We start from the raw sequence: 16901 nt of genomic DNA, 5'->3' as shown, positions 1-16901 counted from the left end.
CTAAGGCTTGGTCGAGACGATCAGGGTATACGGCACGCTGTCTTGCAGGCGCCCACCCAATGGGGCGATTGCGGCCTGCAATGCGCTTTTTGGATTGCGCAAGTTCAGGGCGGCGGTGATGCGGCGTTGGCCCAGTGCCTTGTCGGTCAGCACAATCAGGCCGGGCTGATAGCGGCGCAACTGCATGATCACGTCATCGATCGATTGATCAACAGCCACCAGCTGCCAGCGCCGCCACGGGGCGATTTGCTCCGGGGGCAATTGCGCGATGCGGGTGTGCTGATCGCTTGCAGTGAAGTGCAGTTGATCGCCCTGGCCCAGCAGGTGTGTGGACGAGGTCGAGGATTGCGGTGTTTGCACGACAACCGTCCCGCTCTCGACGCTGACATCGACGCCGTTGTCGCCCAGATTGACCGCAAAGGCAGTGCCGGTCACGCGAACCCGCACGTCGCCGGCGTTTACGTAGAAGGCGCGGTTGGCATCGTGTGTCACCGAGAAAAAAGCCTGTCCGCGCACCAGCGTGATCTCTCGCTGCTCAGGGTTGAACTGCACGTCAGCGAGTGTATTGCTGTCCAGAAGCATCTGGCTGCCATCACTCAGCGCGATGGTGCGGTGTTCAGCGATTGGGCTGCGGTAGTCGGCATGTATCGCTTGCCAGTCGGGACCCCACATCAGCAGGGCGCTCGCGGCCACGGCAGCGCCGACCAGTGCGCGCTTGCGTCGGCTCAGGGGTGTGGGAGGGCGTAGAGTCACCGGCGCGGGCACTGCGGCAATCGGCGAACTCAAGGCTTCACCGCTCAAGCGCCACACTTTCAGGGCCTTGCGATACGCCGCGTCATGTTCGGGAGCGCTGGCTCGCCAATGACTCAAGCGTTCGGCCAGTTTGTGGTCGTGGGGGTTCTCCTGGATCAGCAGCAGCCAGTCCAGTGCGGTTTCCCAGATCGGGTTCGGATTGTCAGTCATCACTCAGTTGTTCCGCGCAGTAGGTCAGGGCGTCGCGGACCAATTGGTGGGCCAGGCTCACGGAGATTCCAAGTTGTGTGCCGATTTGTTGAAACGTCAGGCCGTTCAGTCGATGCAGTACAAAGGCCTGTCGCGTACGCTCTGGCAGGCGCGACAGAGCATGTTGCAATTTGCGCAGTTCGTCCAGATGCAGGGCTTGCTGCTCGGGGGACGGGGTGCTGGAAATATGTTCGTCCAGTGATTCACTGCGTGTGGTGTGGCGGTTTTCCAGGGTTGCCCGGCGATTGAGGTCGAAGGCCAGGTTGCGCACGATGCGATAAAGGTAGCCGACCGGCTGCGTCAGCGGGATCAGGTTGTCCGCGCCTTGGCTGAAACGAAGCCAGGCTTCTTGAACCACGTCTTCTGCCTTGGCCCGACAGCCCACGATAGGTGCGGCGTAATCGACCAGGGCAAGGCGATGCGTGAGGTAGAGCTGTAGCCTGTCGTTGTTGTCGGGCACGAGAATCCGGGTGGGCGCGCTAGCGATCTGAAGGTGGCCGGATATTAATGCGGATGAGATGGATTATCAAATGCGACTTTGGGATCGCTGATAAAGAAACCTTGGGGGGAGGGTAAGCAATTGCGGAAACTAAAAAGCCCGCTTTCGCGGGCTTTTAGAGTGGTTATACAGCGTTAATCTGTAAACCTGAATTGGTGCCCAGAAGAAGACTCGAACTTCCACGACCTTGCGGTCACCAGCACCTGAAGCTGGCGTGTCTACCAATTTCACCATCTGGGCAGTATCAGCAACGTTGCCGCTGTTGATGTGGCGCACTATACGGAGAGCTTTTGAATCTGTAAACCCCTGTTTTAATTTTATTAAATCAGGGGCTTATGAATATCTGAAATGCAAAAACCCGCTTTCGCGGGTTTTTGTGTGAGGGCCAGAGTTGTACTACTCTGACTCTCTGAATTGGTGCCCAGAAGAAGACTCGAACTTCCACGACCTTGCGATCACCAGCACCTGAAGCTGGCGTGTCTACCAATTTCACCATCTGGGCAACATCTTCAACGTTGCCGTTGTCGATGGCGCGCACTATACGGATGACCCTTTGACCTGTAAAGCGTTGTGATTAAAAATATTGAAAATTTTTCGCGAACGGTTGGCTGGTAGCGTCAAAGCGCGTCATTAAGGACTATTAAGGCCCAGTGTGGCCCTGAAATTTCCCGTTTCAATACGCGTATGCCAAACTAACCCGCATATAGACAAGGTGAAAACTATCTAATGGCCGATTGGCAGACCCTCGATCCCGAGGCCGCACGTGAAGCGGAAAAATACGAAAACCCTATCCCTAGCCGCGAACTGATCCTTCAGCATCTGGCCGAGCGTGGCTCGCCTGCTGCTCGCGAACAGTTGGTGGAAGAGTTCGGTCTGACTACAGAAGACCAAATCGAGGCCTTGCGCCGTCGCCTGCGAGCGATGGAACGTGATGCCCAACTGATTTACACGCGCCGTGGCACTTATGCGCCGGTGGACAAGCTCGACCTGATTCTCGGCCGCATCAGTGGTCACCGCGATGGCTTCGGCTTCCTGATCCCGGATGATGGCAGTGACGATCTGTTCATGAGCCCGTCGCAAATGCGTCTGGTGTTCGATGGCGACCGTGCCCTGGCCCGTGTTTCGGGGCTGGACCGCCGTGGTCGTCGTGAAGGCGTGATCGTGGAAGTGGTCTCGCGTGCTCACGAAACCATCGTGGGTCGCTACTTCGAAGAAGGCGGCATTGGCTTCGTAGTGGCCGATAACCCGAAGATCCAGCAGGAAGTGCTGGTTACGCCGGGTCGCAACGCTGGCGCAAAAATTGGCCAGTTCGTCGAAGTGAAGATCACTCACTGGCCGACGCCGCGCTTCCAGCCGCAAGGTGATGTGCTTGAGGTCGTAGGAAACTACATGGCCCCAGGCATGGAAATCGATATTGCCCTGCGCACGTACGACATTCCCCACGTCTGGCCGGAAGCTGTCCTTAAGGAAGCGGCCCGGCTGAAGCCGGAAGTCGAAGAAAAAGACAAAGAGAAGCGCATCGATCTGCGTCATCTGCCATTCGTCACCATTGACGGCGAAGATGCCCGCGACTTCGATGATGCGGTTTTCTGTGAAGCCAAGCCTGGCAAGCTGCGCCTGTTCTCCGGTGGCTGGAAGTTGTACGTGGCGATTGCCGACGTTTCCAGCTATGTGAAAATCGGCTCCGCTCTGGATGCCGAAGCGCAGGTTCGCGGTAACTCGGTGTACTTCCCTGAGCGCGTGATCCCGATGCTGCCTGAGCAGCTGTCCAATGGTCTGTGCTCCCTGAACCCGAAAGTCGACCGTTTGGCCATGGTTTGCGAGATGACCATCTCCAAAACCGGCGAAATGACTGATTATCAGTTCTATGAAGCGGTGATTCACTCCCAGGCACGTCTGACCTACAACAAGGTCAGCACCATTCTGGAACAGCCAAAAACCACTGAGGCCAAGCAACTGCGCAGCGAATACGCTGATGTCGTGCCGCACCTCAAGCAGCTTTACTCGCTGTACAAAGTGCTGCTGGCCGCTCGTCATACCCGTGGCGCGATTGATTTTGAAACGCAGGAAACCCGGATCATCTTCGGTACCGAGCGCAAAATCGCTGAAATTCGCCCAACCACCCGTAACGACGCGCACAAGCTGATTGAAGAGTGCATGCTGGCAGCCAACGTGGCCACCGCTGAGTTCCTCAAGAAGCACGAAATTCCTGCGTTGTATCGCGTTCACGATGGTCCGCCACCGGAGCGTCTGGAAAAACTGCGCGCCTTCCTGGGTGAGCTGGGCCTGAGCCTGCACAAAGGCAAGGATGGTCCGTCGCCGAAGGACTACCAGGCGCTGCTTGAAACCATCAAGGATCGCCCGGATTTCCACCTGATCCAGACCGTGATGCTGCGCTCGTTGAGTCAGGCGGTGTACAGCGCTGATAACCAGGGCCACTTCGGCCTGAACTATGAAGCCTATACCCACTTCACTTCGCCGATTCGTCGCTATCCGGATCTGTTGACGCACCGTGCAATTCGCAGCGTGATCCATTCCAAAATGGACACCCCGCACGTTCGCCGTGCTGGCGCGATGACCATTCCGAAAGCGCGTATCTATCCGTACGACGAAGCGATTCTGGAGCAGCTCGGCGAGCAGTGCTCGATGAGCGAGCGCCGTGCTGACGAAGCTACGCGTGACGTGACCAACTGGCTCAAATGCGAGTTCATGAAGGATCGCGTCGGCGAGTCGTTCCCTGGTGTGGTGACGGCGGTGACCGGTTTTGGTCTGTTTGTGGAACTGACCGATATCTATGTCGAAGGTCTGGTTCACGTAACCGCCTTGCCGGGTGACTACTATCACTTCGACCCTGTGCATCACCGCCTGGCGGGCGAACGCACCGGTCGTAGCTTCCGCTTGGGCGACACCGTTGAAGTGCGGGTGATGCGCGTCGATCTCGACGAACGCAAGATCGACTTCGAAATGGCGGAAAAAACCCTCAGTGCACCGATTGGTCGTAAAAATCGCACCACTGATGCGCCCAAGGCCAAAAATGCCGGCAAGTCGGGCACCAAGGCCACTGAAAAGCCAGTCGAGCCAGCACCTGCAGCACGACGCAGCGCGCCAGCCAAGGCCGTGAAAAAGACGACCGACGACGCCTATCGCCCTGGTGATGCCGCCGCAAAAAACGCCGAGCTGCGCAAGAGTCGCGAATTGAAACAGGCGCTGTTGGCCGAAGCTAAAAGCGGCGGTCGGACATCGGAGCCGGGAAAGTCGGGTAGGGCAGCACCTGCTAAAGATGCAGGCAAGCCTTCAAAACCGAGTAAACATCGTAAAGGCCCGCCAAAATCGGGCGCCGCTCCTGCTGCCAAAAGCGGCGGGTCGCGCAAACCTAAGGCCAAGTCATGAGTCAGTTGGAAAAAATCTACGGCATCCACGCCGTAGAAGCGTTGCTTCGTCATCATCCCAAGCGCGTAAAGCAAGTGTGGTTGGCCGAGGGTCGTAGCGATCCGCGCGTTCAGACCCTGATCGCGCTGGCTGATGAAAGCCGGGTGCCGGTAGGTAATGCCGAACGTCGCGAGATGGACGTTTGGGTTGAGGGCGTACACCAGGGTGTTGTGGCTGATGTGAGCCCGAGCCAGGTGTGGGGCGAGGCCATGCTCAACGAATTGCTGGATCGCACCGAAGGTGCTCCGCTGATTCTGGTGCTGGACGGTGTGACCGATCCGCACAACCTGGGTGCTTGCCTGCGTACGGCTGATGCCGCCGGCGCCTTGGCGGTTATCGTGCCTAAGGACAAGTCTGCAACGTTGACCCCTACTGTGCGAAAAGTAGCCTGTGGTGCAGCGGAAGTGATTCCGTTGGTTGCAGTTACCAACCTTGCGGCCACGTTGAAGAAGCTTCAGCAGCGCGGTCTGTGGATCGTTGGTACTGCCGGCGAAGCCGAGCAGGAGCTGTACGAGCAAGACCTGACCGGGCCTACCATCCTGATCATGGGGGCCGAAGGCAAAGGCATGCGTCGCCTGACGCGTGAGCATTGCGATTACCTGGTACGCCTGCCGATGGCGGGCAGTGTCAGCAGCCTGAACGTTTCGGTAGCGACAGGCGTTTGCCTGTTCGAAGCCCTGCGTCAGCGCAGCGTCAAAGCCAAGTCCCCTGCGAAAAAGAAGTAACCGCAGACGGATTTAACGGTGGGAGCGGGCTTGCTCGCGATGCGTATCACGCGGTGTGTCAGGATGACCGCGTCGATGCCATCGCGACCAAGTCCGCTCCCATCGTTGTTTGAGGTGTTTGCAATGCAATATTGTTCAAATAATCACCAATTGCCTTGCGCCCCTGTTGTCCCTTCTCTACAATTGCGCCCCTTGCCGTCGTGGCGGGCGCATATGTGCCTCTCTAGGCAAGACACACAAGTGTCATTCACTCCTTGTCTGACCGCTTTTTAGTTAGCGGCAGGCTACAACCCGTAAGGAGCATTCATGCGTCATTACGAAATCATCTTTTTGGTCCACCCGGATCAAAGCGAACAAGTCGGCGGCATGGTAGAGCGTTACACCAAGCTGATCGAAGAAGACGGCGGCAAAATCCACCGTCTGGAAGATTGGGGCCGTCGTCAACTGGCCTACGCAATCAACAATGTTCACAAGGCTCACTACGTGATGCTGAACGTTGAGTGCACTGGCAAAGCCCTGGCTGAGCTGGAAGACAACTTCCGTTACAACGATGCTGTGATCCGTAACCTGGTCATCCGTCGCGACGAAGCCGTAACTGGCCAGTCCGAGATGCTCAAGGCTGAAGAAAACCGCAGTGAGCGCCGTGAGCGTCGTGACCGTCCTGAGCATTCTGACAGCGCCGATGGCGATGACAGCGATAACAGCGACGCCAGCGATAACGCTGACGAGTAATCCACGGACCTTTTGAGGAGCCAATTACATGGCACGTTTCTTCCGTCGTCGTAAATTCTGCCGCTTCACAGCAGAAGAAGTGAAAGAGATCGATTACAAGGATCTCAACACTCTGAAAGCTTACGTATCCGAGACCGGCAAAATTGTTCCAAGCCGCATCACCGGTACTAAAGCTCGTTATCAGCGTCAGCTGGCCACCGCTATCAAGCGCGCCCGCTTCCTGGCCCTGCTGGCCTACACCGACAGCCACGGCCGCTGAGACCGGGCAGTCGACAAGTAGTAAAGGATTGAAAGCATGCGCGCCTTAGCTGAGTTCATCATGCGAGGCCGTGTGCAGGCCACGTTAATCGTGGCCGGATGTGCGGCATTGCCGTTCTTGTTCTGGTTGAGTGCTGCTGCAGGTAGCCTTGTGCTCCTGCGGCGCGGTCCGAGAGATGCCTTGAGCATCCTCTCATGGGCTTTACTGCCGGCCTTGGTCTGGTGGTTTCTCGGAGAGCCTCGCACCCTTATGGTGCTGCTTGGAACTCTGGGGTTGGCGTTGATGTTGCGCGCCGAACAGTCCTGGAACCGCGTGCTGCTGGTCAGCGTAGCGTTGGGTGTGGTGTATGGCGTGATCCTGGGTACGGTTTTCCGCGAACCCATTGGTGCGATGGCGCAGGAGTTGGAAAAACTTCTGCCGCAGGTCCTCAATGGTCTCTACGACAAGTTATCTGACGTAGAGCGAGCGCGCCTTGGAGCACTGATTGCACCCGTCCTCACCGGATTGATTGCAGCTTTGATGCAGGTCGTCAGCGTGCTTAGCCTGATGCTTGGGCGTTATTGGCAGGCGTTGTTGTACAACCCGGGCGGTTTTGCCAGCGAATTTCGCAGCATCCGCCTACCGCTGGGACCAGCGCTCGTATTGCTGGCGTGCATGCTTGTAGGACCGAACTTCGGTCCTGAAATGGCCATGCTTACGCCGTTGTGCAGCGTAGCGCTGTTCTTCGCCGGGCTAGCCCTGATTCATGGGCTGGTGGCGCAAAAGCGACTGGCCAGGTTCTGGCTGGTGGGGTTGTACGTCACGCTGTTGCTGTTTATGCAGCTGATCTATCCGTTGCTCGTGGTTTTGGCCATTGTCGACAGCCTGATTGATTTTCGCGGACGTCTGGCACCGAAAAGTGCCGATAAAGACTCTGCGGACGGTGAAGGTTAAAAGTTAAGAGGATTTTCACATGCAACTGATCCTTCTGGAAAAAGTCGCGAACCTGGGCAACCTGGGCGACAAAGTAAATGTTAAGGCCGGTTACGGTCGTAACTACCTGCTGCCGTACGGCAAAGCTACCGCTGCAACCGCTGCCAACCTGGCTGCGTTTGAAGAGCGTCGTGCTGAGCTGGAACAAGCTGCTGCAGACAAGAAAGCTTCGGCTGAAACACGCGCTGCCCAACTGGCTGAGCTGGAAGTGACTATCACTGCCACCGCTGGCGACGAAGGCAAGCTGTTCGGTTCGATCGGCACTCACGACATCGCTGATGCACTGACCGCCTCCGGCGTTGAAGTTGCTAAAAGCGAAGTTCGTCTGCCGAACGGCACTATCCGCAACGTTGGCGAATTCGACGTGGCTGTGCACCTGCACGCCGAAGTTGAAGCAACCGTACGCGTTGTTGTGGTAGCTGCTTAAGCAGTCTTAACTGACTGGCACCTTGTGTGCCGGACGGTTAACATCGGGCACGATCCTGTTTACAGGTCGTGCCCTTTGTCTTTCTGCAGTTTCTGATTTTCATACTTATTCCAAGTGGCCATGAACGATATCTCCGCTCCTGAGCAATACGATCTACAAACCGCAGCCCTGAAGGTGCCTCCGCATTCCATCGAGGCCGAACAGGCTGTGCTCGGTGGTTTGATGCTGGATAACAACGCCTGGGAACGCGTGCTGGATCAGGTCTCGGACGGTGATTTTTATCGGCATGACCACCGCCTGATCTTCCGTGCCATCGCCAAGCTGGCGGACCAGAACTCCCCGATCGACGTCGTGACCCTTGCCGAGCAATTGGACAAGGAAGGTCAGACCTCGCAAGTCGGCGGTCTTGGTTATCTCGGAGAGCTGGCAAAAAACACGCCGTCGGTCGCCAACATCAAGGCCTATGCGCAGATCGTTCGCGAGCGCGCCACCTTGCGCCAGTTGATCGGCATCAGCACCGAGATCGCCGACAGTGCCTTCAACCCCGAAGGCCGCAATGCTGCCGAAATTCTCGACGAGGCCGAGCGCCAGATCTTTGCGATTGCCGAGGCCCGGCCAAAAACCGGCGGCCCGGTCAGCGTCAACGATCTGTTGACCAAAGCCATCGACCGTATCGACACGCTGTTCAATACCGACAACGCCATCACCGGCCTGTCCACTGGCTACACCGACCTGGACGGCATGACCAGCGGCCTGCAGCCTGCCGACTTGATCATCGTCGCAGGTCGTCCATCGATGGGTAAAACCACCTTTGCGATGAACCTCGTTGAAAACGCAGTGCTACGCAGCGAAAAAGCGGTACTGGTTTACTCCCTCGAGATGCCAGGCGAATCGCTGATCATGCGTATGCTGTCGTCCCTTGGGCGTATCGACCAGACCAAGGTCCGGGCCGGTCGCCTCGAAGACGACGATTGGCCGCGCCTGACTTCGGCGGTCAATCTGCTCAATGACCGCAAGCTGTTTATCGACGACACGGCGGGCATCAGCCCATCGGAAATGCGCGCCCGTACCCGACGACTGGTACGTGAGCACGGCGATATCGGCCTGATCATGATCGACTACCTGCAATTGATGCAGATCCCGGGTTCGGGCGGTGACAACCGTACCAACGAGATTTCCGAGATCTCGCGATCCCTCAAGGCGCTGGCCAAGGAATTCAACTGCCCGGTAGTGGCGTTGTCGCAGCTCAACCGTTCCCTTGAGCAACGGCCCAACAAGCGCCCGATCAACTCCGACTTGCGTGAATCCGGAGCCATCGAGCAGGATGCCGACGTCATCATGTTCGTGTACCGGGACGAGGTGTACCACCCTGAGACCGAGCACAAGGGCATTGCCGAGATCATCATCGGCAAGCAGCGTAACGGCCCTATCGGGACGACGCGCCTGGCGTTTATCGGCAAGTACACGCGCTTCGAAAACCTGGCGCCGGGCAGTTACAACTTCGACGACGATTAAACACCCGGCGCTTCTCTGTGGGAGCGGGCTTGCCCGCGATTCAAGCGGCTCGGTATCTCTGTCCAGCCGCAGCGATTCCATCGCGAGCAAGCCCGCTCCCACGGGTGAGTGATCAATTCCGACCATCGCCGTCGGAATTGATCACTTTTTGTGCTATATTCCGCGCCCGCGAATTTCTTAGTAAATGCCGCGCCCCCATTTTCTGTACTCAACACCGGTCATCGACATGCAAGCAGCCAAGCCTCTATTTGACTATCCGAAGTACTGGGCCGAATGTTTCGGCCCAGCACCATTCCTGCCAATGAGCAGGGAGGAGATGGATCAGCTTGGCTGGGATTCATGCGACATCATCATCGTGACCGGTGATGCCTATGTCGATCATCCCTCGTTCGGCATGGCCATCATTGGTCGACTGCTGGAGTCCCAGGGCTTTCGCGTGGGCATCATTGCCCAGCCGAACTGGCAGTCCAAAGACGATTTCATGAAGCTGGGCGAGCCCAACCTGTTCTTCGGCGTCGCTGCCGGCAACATGGACTCGATGATCAACCGTTACACCGCTGACAAAAAGATCCGTTCCGATGACGCCTACACCCCTGGTGGCATGGCTGGCAAACGTCCGGATCGCGCCAGCCTGGTGTACAGCCAGCGTTGTAAAGAAGCCTACAAGAATGTGCCGATTGTCCTCGGCGGCATCGAGGCTTCCCTGCGCCGTATCGCGCACTACGACTACTGGCAGGACCGTGTTCGCAACTCGATCCTGATCGACGCCTGCGCCGACATCCTGCTGTACGGCAACGCCGAGCGCGCCATTGTTGAAGTGGCCCAGCGTCTGTCCTATGGCCACAAGATTGAAGACATTACCGATGTGCGCGGCACCGCGTTCATTCGCCGCGATACGCCTAAAGACTGGTATGAAGTCGATTCAACGCGTATCGATCGTCCGGGCAAGGTCGACAAGATCATCAACCCGTACGTCAATACCCAGGACACCCAGGCCTGCGCGATCGAGCAGGAAAAAGGTCCGGTTGAAGACCCGAACGAAGCCAAGGTCGTACAGATCCTGGCCAGCCCGCGCATGACCCGCGACAAGACAGTCATCCGCTTGCCCTCGGTCGAGAAAGTGCGTGGCGATGCGGTGCTTTATGCTCACGCCAACCGCGTGTTGCACCTTGAAACCAACCCGGGTAACGCCCGTGCGCTGGTACAAAAGCACGGCGAAGTGGACGTGTGGTTCAACCCGCCACCGATCCCGATGACTACCGAAGAAATGGACTACGTGTTTGGCATGCCTTACGCACGTATTCCGCACCCTGCGTACGGCAAGGAAAAAATCCCTGCCTACGACATGATTCGTTTTTCGGTCAACATCATGCGTGGCTGCTTCGGCGGCTGTACCTTCTGCTCGATTACCGAGCACGAAGGCCGGATCATCCAGAACCGCTCCGAAGAGTCGATCATTCGTGAAATCGAAGAGATCCGCGACAAGGTGCCTGGCTTTACCGGTGTTATTTCCGACCTCGGCGGCCCGACGGCGAACATGTACCGCATCGCCTGCAAAACGCCGGAAATCGAATCCGCGTGCCGCAAGCCGTCTTGCGTGTTCCCGGGCATCTGCCCGAACCTGAACACTGACCACTCGTCGCTGATCCAGTTGTATCGCAGTGCCCGTGCCTTGCCGGGCGTGAAGAAGATCCTGATCGCATCGGGCTTGCGCTACGACCTGGCGGTTGAATCGCCGGAATACGTCAAAGAACTGGTCACCCACCACGTTGGTGGTTATCTGAAGATCGCCCCGGAACACACCGAGGAAGGTCCGCTCAACCAGATGATGAAGCCGGGTATTGGCAGCTATGACAAGTTCAAGCGCATGTTCGAGAAGTACACCAAGGAAGCCGGTAAAGAGCAGTACCTGATTCCGTACTTCATTGCTGCCCACCCGGGCACCAAAGACGAAGACATGATGAACCTGGCGATCTGGCTCAAGACCAACGGTTTCCGTGCCGACCAGGTCCAGGCGTTCTACCCGTCGCCGATGGCCACTGCCACCGCGATGTATCACTCGGGCAAGAACCCGCTGCGCAAGGTCACGTACAAGAGCGACTCGGTGACCATCGTCAAGAGCGAAGAGCAGCGCCGTCTGCACAAGGCGTTCTTGCGTTACCACGACCCGAAAGGCTGGCCGATGCTGCGTGAAGCGTTGACCCGTATGGGGCGCGCCGACCTGATCGGTTCGGGCAAGGATCAACTGATCCCGTTGCACCAGCCTGCGACTGACAGCTACCAGAGTGCGCGCCGCAAAAACTCGACGCCCGCTGGCAGCCACAAGGTTGCCGGGGAAAAGACCACCAAGATCCTGACCCAGCATACCGGCCTCCCGCCGCGTGCCAGCGATGGCGGCAACCCGTGGGACAAGCGTGAACAGGCCAAGGCCGCCGCATTCGCCCGTAACAAACAGGCTGCCAAAGAGCGTCACGAAGCAGCCAAGGGCGGAAAAAGCCAAAAGCCGACCCGCAAGCCGGTCGTGCCGCGCTAAACCTGATGCAAGCCCTGTAGTCGCTGCCGCAGGCTGCGATCGAGCCCGAAGGGGTCGCGCTTTTTCAAGAGCGAAGGTCCTTCGGCCCTTATCGCAACCTGCGGCGGCTACAGGGTAGCGCCATGCCAACGCCAACCTTCGGGCTGGCGTTGTGCATTCTGCGCGCTGAGAAGCCTGCCACGGGTTTGTAGGCTGTTCGCTGTCGCAGAGTAAGGGGATGAGGTTTGAAGCGTCTGAGAGGGCAGCAGGCTAACTGCGAGGATCAACAGCCGGGCTGCTGATCCTGATCACAGATCCTGTGGGCCGGGTTGTGGATAACCGGGCCTAGGTAGGGCTCAAGCGGTTGGAGCTTTATCTTCTGTAGCGCCGGTATCTTCTGCGGCGCCTTCATTTTCGGTGTCGACGTCCTGGTCCAGCTCGGTGTCTGCGATGCCGCCTTCAGCCGCCGCTTTCTTGCGTGCAGCCTTTTCCTCTTTCTTCTGCTCTTTAGCCAAGTCTCTTTGACGCTTAGCGAAGTTATAGTTTGGTTTGGCCATGGGCGATCCTCTTGGGGTCGAAGGTGAGGTTAAGCGGCGCGTATTCTGCCCTGTATTAGTGCTTAGCCGTTAGCTGGGTTTTTGCAAGGTTGTACTTTGCGCTAAAAATACGACTCTACACCCACCCAAAAGCCTGTTGTGGATTAAATCTCGGACCAGAGGCGGTCATGGCCGCAAGCCCCACAGGCATACGTGGCGAGCAAACAGGTCATCAATGCAGGAAGTCCCATTACTTATTCCCCAATATTCAAAATGATGACCTAAGGTTATAGGCCTGAAGTCCATTTTGGGATGGATTCTCTCGATCGCGGCGATAGACCATGACGCAGATCATATGAATCGAGACAATTTTCAGGCAATCTGTATACAGATTTTAGTTTTTCATACCCTGCCTTGGAGATAGACCATGTTTGCCAAAGTTGTTGCGGTATCCCTTTTGACGCTGGCCAGCGGCCATTTGCTGGCGGCTGAGTGCGCTGTGACTGTCGATTCGACTGACCAAATGTCTTACAACACGAAAGAGATCGTCATCGACAAGTCCTGCAAGACGTTCACCGTTAACCTGGCGCACTCCGGTAACTTGCCGAAAAACGTCATGGGCCATAACTGGGTCTTGAGCAAAAAGGCAGACATGCAGGCAGTTTCCACCGACGGTATTGCAGCCGGTCTGGATAAAAACTACCTCAAGGACGGTGACGAGCGCGTAATCGCCCACACCAAAGTGATCGGCGCTGGCGAGAAAGACTCCGTGACCTTCGACGTGGCCAAGCTCAAGGCGGGCGAAGAATATGAATTCTTCTGCACCTTCCCGGGCCACAACTCGATGATGAAAGGCGCTGTGGTTCTTAAATAAGACTCCGCGAGCCCACCAGCAGCCCTGACGTGCCATGCGCCGTCAGGGCTGTTTGCATTCAGGCCTTTGAGTCGGTCATCTTGAAAATGCCCTGGGCGTTGCTGCTGTCGAAGTTCAGGTCGATCCGGCCAGTGTCAGGGTCGACCTCGCGCTGGATAAATTCCACAAACGAGCCAGGCACTGCGTGCTCGCGGTAAACCCCTGTTGCATCGACCAGGCCGCGACTGACCGTACAGGCGCGATACGCGGTTTGCATCACTCGCCCCGAGGCCGACACTTCAATGCTGTCTTTCATGGGGCGTTGCAGGTCGCGTTGTTGCGCGACGCAGGCTTGCAGATCCACAACCCGGTCGGTCAGGTGGTTGAAACTGTTGCCCTCAGTGGCAATCCAGGCCATTTCGGCACTTTCATTGAGCAGGCACTGGTAATCCCCTTCATGCACCACCCCATGCTGGCGACCGAATGCCTCATACAACGCCGGCAATAACGTGTGCGCTTCACTCAGGCTGCAATGACGGGTGAGGCTAAGGCGTTTGAGGATGCTTTGGTGTTTGGCTTGCAGCGGATCGAGGCTTGCGCCGACCACCCGTGTAACGGCCTGTTGAAACGCCTCGCTGAAACGGCCGGGGTGCAGTTCCGAGACAAAGAACTGGGCGATGTCCTCGGGCAGGTCCATTTGTCTGTAGCCCCAGCCGGTCATGTTCAGTTTGGTCAGTGGATAAGTTCGCACGTCAGTAAAGCCTAGCGGCTCCAGCAAACGCGAAAATGCCTGACGACCACGGGGTAACTCTCCGTTTTCGGGCCAGTCCACCGTGCGAATGGCGCCGTGGTCGAACACCACTTTGCGACCTTGCCGGGCCTGTTCTTCCACATAGCGTCGGCCATCCGGCACGGCCTCTACCAGCTTGTGCAGCAGGCACAGGTTCAACGCTTCGGCAAGCCAGGCCCGGTGCAGCGCCTGCTCATGCCAACTGAAGCGCAGCAGGCCTTCGGGCACCTCGACATGCTTGCGCAGCCAACCGGATGCCGATTGACCGAGCAAAGAATCGACAAGTGAGAACAAACCATCGAAAGAAGACATGGGGCAGGGCTCTGGCGACGAAATAGACGCTTATCAAAGCCTTTGAGTGCGGGAGCCACAAGCGAAAAAAAATGTGGGGTTCATTCCGTTTTTTCGTACTGCCTTTGATGAAACCCGGTGGGAGCGGGCTTACTCGCGATGCAGGCGCCGCGATTTGTCAGGCAAACCGAGGTGATCCTGTCGCGAGCAAGCCTGCTCCCACAGCGTTTAAGGTGCGAACGGCATCTCACGCTTGTGATGGGTTTTTTCGTACGTACTGCTGATGATCCTGAACGCCTCTTCGCTCACCGGTTGACCATGCAAAAAGGCATCGATCTCGGCATACGTTACGCCGTGGGAGGCTTCATCAGGCTTGCCCGGCTCCAGGTCTTCAAGGTCGGCAGTCGGGACTTTTTCCACCAGCGATTCCGGGGCTCCAAAATGCCGGGCAATAGCCCGCACCTGATGCTTGACCAGCCCGCTGAGCGGCGCCAGATCGCAGGAGCCGTCACCGAATTTGGTGAAGAAACCCATCACCGCTTCCGCTGCATGGTCAGTGCCGATCACCAGCCCGCCCGTTGCGCCGGCGATGGTGTACTGCGCCACCATGCGCATCCGCGCCTTGGTATTGCCCAGCACAAAATCAACGGTGGTCGGGGGCTTGCCTTCAAAGGCCGTGACTTCAGCCGCCAGGGCCTTGACCGCAGGGCCGATGTTGACGGTCTGGCGCTCGTCCGGATTGATGAAGTCCACAGCCGCCGTGGCGTCGACTTCGTCGTGCTGCACGCCGTAAGGCAAGCGCACGGCAATGAATCGATAGGACGGGTCGCCAGTCTGCTCGCGCAACTGCTGGACTGCCCGTTGCGCCATCAGCCCTGCGGTCAGTGAATCGACCCCGCCGCTGATGCCCAGCACCAGGGTCTTGAGCCTGGCATTGTGCAGGCAGCACTGAATAAAAGTGATGCGTCGGGCGACCTCGGCCTCAAGGGCCGGGAGGTCTTTAAACGGCGGCTGGACCTTGAGGTCTTCAGCAATCTGACGCTGTACGGCCTGCATGATTCACTCCTTGGAAGACTGTTCAGGAACTTGGAAAACGTGGCGCAAATAGGCGGCGAAGTTTGGGTCCGAGCAATGGGTCTTGCCCGGCTCATCCGAGATCTTGGCTACTGGCGAGCCATTACAGGCGGTCATTTTAAGCACGATGCTCATCGGCTCAACACCCGCAATGTCGCAGGTCAGGTTGGTGCCGATACCGAAGCTGACGTTGATCCTGCCGCGCAGCGCCCGGAAAATCTCCAGCGCGCGGGGCAGGGTCAGGCTGTCGGAGAACACCAGGGTCTTGCTCATCGGATCAATGCCCAGCTTGTGGTAGTGGGCTATGCATTTTTCGGCCCATACCACCGGGTCGCCCGAGTCGTGGCGCAAGCCGTCGAACAGCTTGGCGAAGTACAGATCAAAATCTTTCAGAAAGGCATCGGTGGTGATGCAGTCCGTCAGGGCAATGCCCAGTAGCCCGCGGTACTCGCGCACCCAGCAATCGAGCGCTGCGCTTTGGCTGTCGATCAGCCGTGGGCCCAGTTGCTGGTGGGCCATGATCCACTCGTGGGCCATGGTGCCCAGGGGCTTCATGCCCAGCTCGCGGGACAAGTTGACGTTGCTGGTGCCAACAAAACGCCCGGGGAAGTCATGCTTGAGCACGTTGACGACTTCTTCCTGCACTCGGTACGAGAAACGTCGACGAGTACCGAAATCGGCGACCTGCAACTCTGACAATTCTTCGGCACTGGCGTTGGCCTGCAGCCAGTCGAACTTGCGATACAGCTGCTCGCGAGCCTGGGACAGCACGGTGCCTGCATAACGCGAGCGGTTACGGACTTCACTGACAATCGCCAGCATCGGCACTTCAAACAAAATCACATGCAGCCACGGCCCACGCAGGCGGATAACCAGCTCGCCGTTTTCGATGCCGGTGTGTACGTAGCGCATATTGAAGCGAAACAGGCCCAGAAAGCGTATGAAGTCGGGCTTCATAAACGTGATTCGCTCCAGGAACCCCAACTGGTCCTGAGTCATGCTCAGCTCGCCCAGACGCTCGATCTGGTGGCGAATTTCGTTGAGGTACGGGCGTAAATCCTCACTGTTGCGGCAGCGGAATTCCCATTCGACTTCAACGTTGGGGTAGTTGTGCAGCACCGCCTGCATCATGGTCAATTTGTAGAAGTCGGTGTCGAGCAGGTTCTGCACGATGCGATCGGCAAATACACTCTCGCTCATAGCGGCAATCTCCATGCTGCCCGTGCCTGATTGCCACGGTGTTCAGCTTTTTCAATGAATGGCGCTAGTGGCGCATATCCGCGGG

The 16901-nt window shown here is 57.6% G+C and carries 15 protein-coding genes and 2 tRNA genes; 9 read left to right on the top strand and 8 right to left on the bottom strand.

Translation table 11 applies throughout. The features are described 5' to 3' along the window. The 4 genes from KO536_RS13765 to KO536_RS13750 form a co-directional block, all read right to left on the bottom strand. Positions 1 to 963 carry a FecR domain-containing protein gene (locus KO536_RS13765; protein ID WP_219262128.1) on the bottom strand — a complete coding sequence of 321 codons (963 nt, stop codon included), beginning with the start codon at positions 961 to 963 and terminating at the stop codon, positions 1 to 3. Continuing rightward, positions 956 to 1462: a sigma-70 family RNA polymerase sigma factor gene (locus KO536_RS13760; protein WP_133076633.1), complete on the bottom strand. Its 507-nt coding sequence runs from the start codon at positions 1460 to 1462 to the stop codon at positions 956 to 958. The genes KO536_RS13765 and KO536_RS13760 overlap by 8 nt, the downstream gene beginning before the upstream one ends. Positions 1463 to 1654: 192 nt before the next feature. Then, positions 1655 to 1741, bottom strand: a tRNA-Leu gene (locus KO536_RS13755). A 175-nt stretch (positions 1742 to 1916) separates the two neighbouring features. Continuing rightward, positions 1917 to 2003, bottom strand: a tRNA-Leu gene (locus KO536_RS13750). A gap of 224 nt (positions 2004 to 2227) precedes the next feature. On the opposite strand from KO536_RS13750, the gene rnr reads away from it, so the two are divergent. From rnr to KO536_RS13710, 8 genes are all read left to right on the top strand, one after another. Then, entirely contained in the window at positions 2228 to 4891 is a 2664-nt protein-coding gene (gene rnr, locus KO536_RS13745; RefSeq protein WP_133076632.1) for a ribonuclease R, read from the top strand. Continuing rightward, positions 4888 to 5655 (top strand): 23S rRNA (guanosine(2251)-2'-O)-methyltransferase RlmB, encoded by a 768-nt coding sequence (rlmB, locus tag KO536_RS13740; RefSeq protein ID WP_133076631.1) that lies wholly within the window; start codon positions 4888 to 4890, stop codon positions 5653 to 5655. The genes rnr and rlmB overlap by 4 nt, the downstream gene beginning before the upstream one ends. Positions 5656 to 5961: 306 nt before the next feature. Then, on the top strand, positions 5962 to 6387 hold the full coding sequence (gene rpsF, locus KO536_RS13735; protein WP_003439045.1) for a 30S ribosomal protein S6: 426 nt from the start codon (positions 5962 to 5964) through the stop codon (positions 6385 to 6387). Positions 6388 to 6415: 28 nt separating this feature from the next. Then, complete coding sequence (gene rpsR, locus KO536_RS13730) at positions 6416 to 6646, top strand: 30S ribosomal protein S18 (RefSeq protein ID WP_003171373.1); 231 nt, start codon at positions 6416 to 6418, stop codon at positions 6644 to 6646. A gap of 36 nt (positions 6647 to 6682) precedes the next feature. Beyond that, entirely contained in the window at positions 6683 to 7579 is an 897-nt protein-coding gene (locus tag KO536_RS13725) for a hypothetical protein (protein ID WP_133076630.1), read from the top strand. A gap of 19 nt (positions 7580 to 7598) precedes the next feature. Continuing rightward, on the top strand, positions 7599 to 8045 hold the full coding sequence (rplI, locus tag KO536_RS13720; protein ID WP_003439047.1) for a 50S ribosomal protein L9: 447 nt from the start codon (positions 7599 to 7601) through the stop codon (positions 8043 to 8045). 120 nt (positions 8046 to 8165) lie between these two features. Further along, a complete protein-coding gene (gene dnaB / locus KO536_RS13715; protein ID WP_095035110.1) occupies positions 8166 to 9560 on the top strand; it encodes a replicative DNA helicase in 1395 nt (464 codons plus the stop codon). Positions 9561 to 9786: 226 nt separating this feature from the next. Beyond that, positions 9787 to 12093, top strand: a complete 2307-nt coding sequence (locus tag KO536_RS13710) for a YgiQ family radical SAM protein (protein ID WP_133076628.1) — start codon at positions 9787 to 9789, stop codon at positions 12091 to 12093. 335 nt (positions 12094 to 12428) lie between these two features. On the opposite strand, the gene KO536_RS13705 is transcribed toward KO536_RS13710, so the two are convergent. Continuing rightward, positions 12429 to 12629, bottom strand: a complete 201-nt coding sequence (locus KO536_RS13705; RefSeq protein ID WP_219262127.1) for a hypothetical protein — start codon at positions 12627 to 12629, stop codon at positions 12429 to 12431. A 406-nt stretch (positions 12630 to 13035) separates the two neighbouring features. Here KO536_RS13705 and azu point away from each other — a divergent pair, with 406 nt between their 5' ends. Continuing rightward, positions 13036 to 13482, top strand: coding sequence for an azurin (gene azu / locus KO536_RS13700; protein WP_219262126.1), 447 nt, complete (start codon positions 13036 to 13038; stop codon positions 13480 to 13482). A 58-nt stretch (positions 13483 to 13540) separates the two neighbouring features. Here the strand turns inward: azu and KO536_RS13695 are convergent, their stop codons facing one another. From KO536_RS13695 to pncB, 3 genes are all read right to left on the bottom strand, one after another. Then, a complete protein-coding gene (locus KO536_RS13695; RefSeq protein ID WP_219262125.1) occupies positions 13541 to 14563 on the bottom strand; it encodes a DUF1338 domain-containing protein in 1023 nt (340 codons plus the stop codon). A 207-nt stretch (positions 14564 to 14770) separates the two neighbouring features. After that, the gene (nadE, locus tag KO536_RS13690; protein ID WP_219262124.1) at positions 14771 to 15598 is read right to left on the bottom strand and encodes an ammonia-dependent NAD(+) synthetase; all 828 of its coding nucleotides are present in this window, start codon (positions 15596 to 15598) and stop codon (positions 14771 to 14773) included. A gap of 3 nt (positions 15599 to 15601) precedes the next feature. Continuing rightward, positions 15602 to 16816, bottom strand: coding sequence for a nicotinate phosphoribosyltransferase (gene pncB / locus KO536_RS13685; RefSeq protein ID WP_219262123.1), 1215 nt, complete (start codon positions 16814 to 16816; stop codon positions 15602 to 15604). Positions 16817 to 16901: the final 85 nt, after the last annotated feature.

The sequence above is a fragment of the Pseudomonas sp. NKUCC02_KPG genome, assembly GCF_019345465.1.
In the GTDB taxonomy this organism is placed as follows: domain Bacteria; phylum Pseudomonadota; class Gammaproteobacteria; order Pseudomonadales; family Pseudomonadaceae; genus Aquipseudomonas.
The sequence above is the reverse complement of the archived record's forward strand: the minus strand, read 5'-3'. Positions and strand labels throughout refer to the sequence as shown.

Coding starts and splice junctions, on each gene's coding strand:
- KO536_RS13765 (WP_219262128.1), bottom strand. CDS start 963: ATGACTGACAATCCGAACCCGATCTGGGAAACCGCACTGGACTGGCTG.
- rnr (WP_133076632.1), top strand. CDS start 2,228: ATGGCCGATTGGCAGACCCTCGATCCCGAGGCCGCACGTGAAGCGGAA.
- rlmB (WP_133076631.1), top strand. CDS start 4,888: ATGAGTCAGTTGGAAAAAATCTACGGCATCCACGCCGTAGAAGCGTTG.
- rpsF (WP_003439045.1), top strand. CDS start 5,962: ATGCGTCATTACGAAATCATCTTTTTGGTCCACCCGGATCAAAGCGAA.
- rpsR (WP_003171373.1), top strand. CDS start 6,416: ATGGCACGTTTCTTCCGTCGTCGTAAATTCTGCCGCTTCACAGCAGAA.
- KO536_RS13725 (WP_133076630.1), top strand. CDS start 6,683: ATGCGCGCCTTAGCTGAGTTCATCATGCGAGGCCGTGTGCAGGCCACG.
- rplI (WP_003439047.1), top strand. CDS start 7,599: ATGCAACTGATCCTTCTGGAAAAAGTCGCGAACCTGGGCAACCTGGGC.
- dnaB (WP_095035110.1), top strand. CDS start 8,166: ATGAACGATATCTCCGCTCCTGAGCAATACGATCTACAAACCGCAGCC.
- KO536_RS13710 (WP_133076628.1), top strand. CDS start 9,787: ATGCAAGCAGCCAAGCCTCTATTTGACTATCCGAAGTACTGGGCCGAA.
- KO536_RS13705 (WP_219262127.1), bottom strand. CDS start 12,629: ATGGCCAAACCAAACTATAACTTCGCTAAGCGTCAAAGAGACTTGGCT.
- azu (WP_219262126.1), top strand. CDS start 13,036: ATGTTTGCCAAAGTTGTTGCGGTATCCCTTTTGACGCTGGCCAGCGGC.
- KO536_RS13695 (WP_219262125.1), bottom strand. CDS start 14,563: ATGTCTTCTTTCGATGGTTTGTTCTCACTTGTCGATTCTTTGCTCGGT.
- nadE (WP_219262124.1), bottom strand. CDS start 15,598: ATGCAGGCCGTACAGCGTCAGATTGCTGAAGACCTCAAGGTCCAGCCG.
- pncB (WP_219262123.1), bottom strand. CDS start 16,816: ATGAGCGAGAGTGTATTTGCCGATCGCATCGTGCAGAACCTGCTCGAC.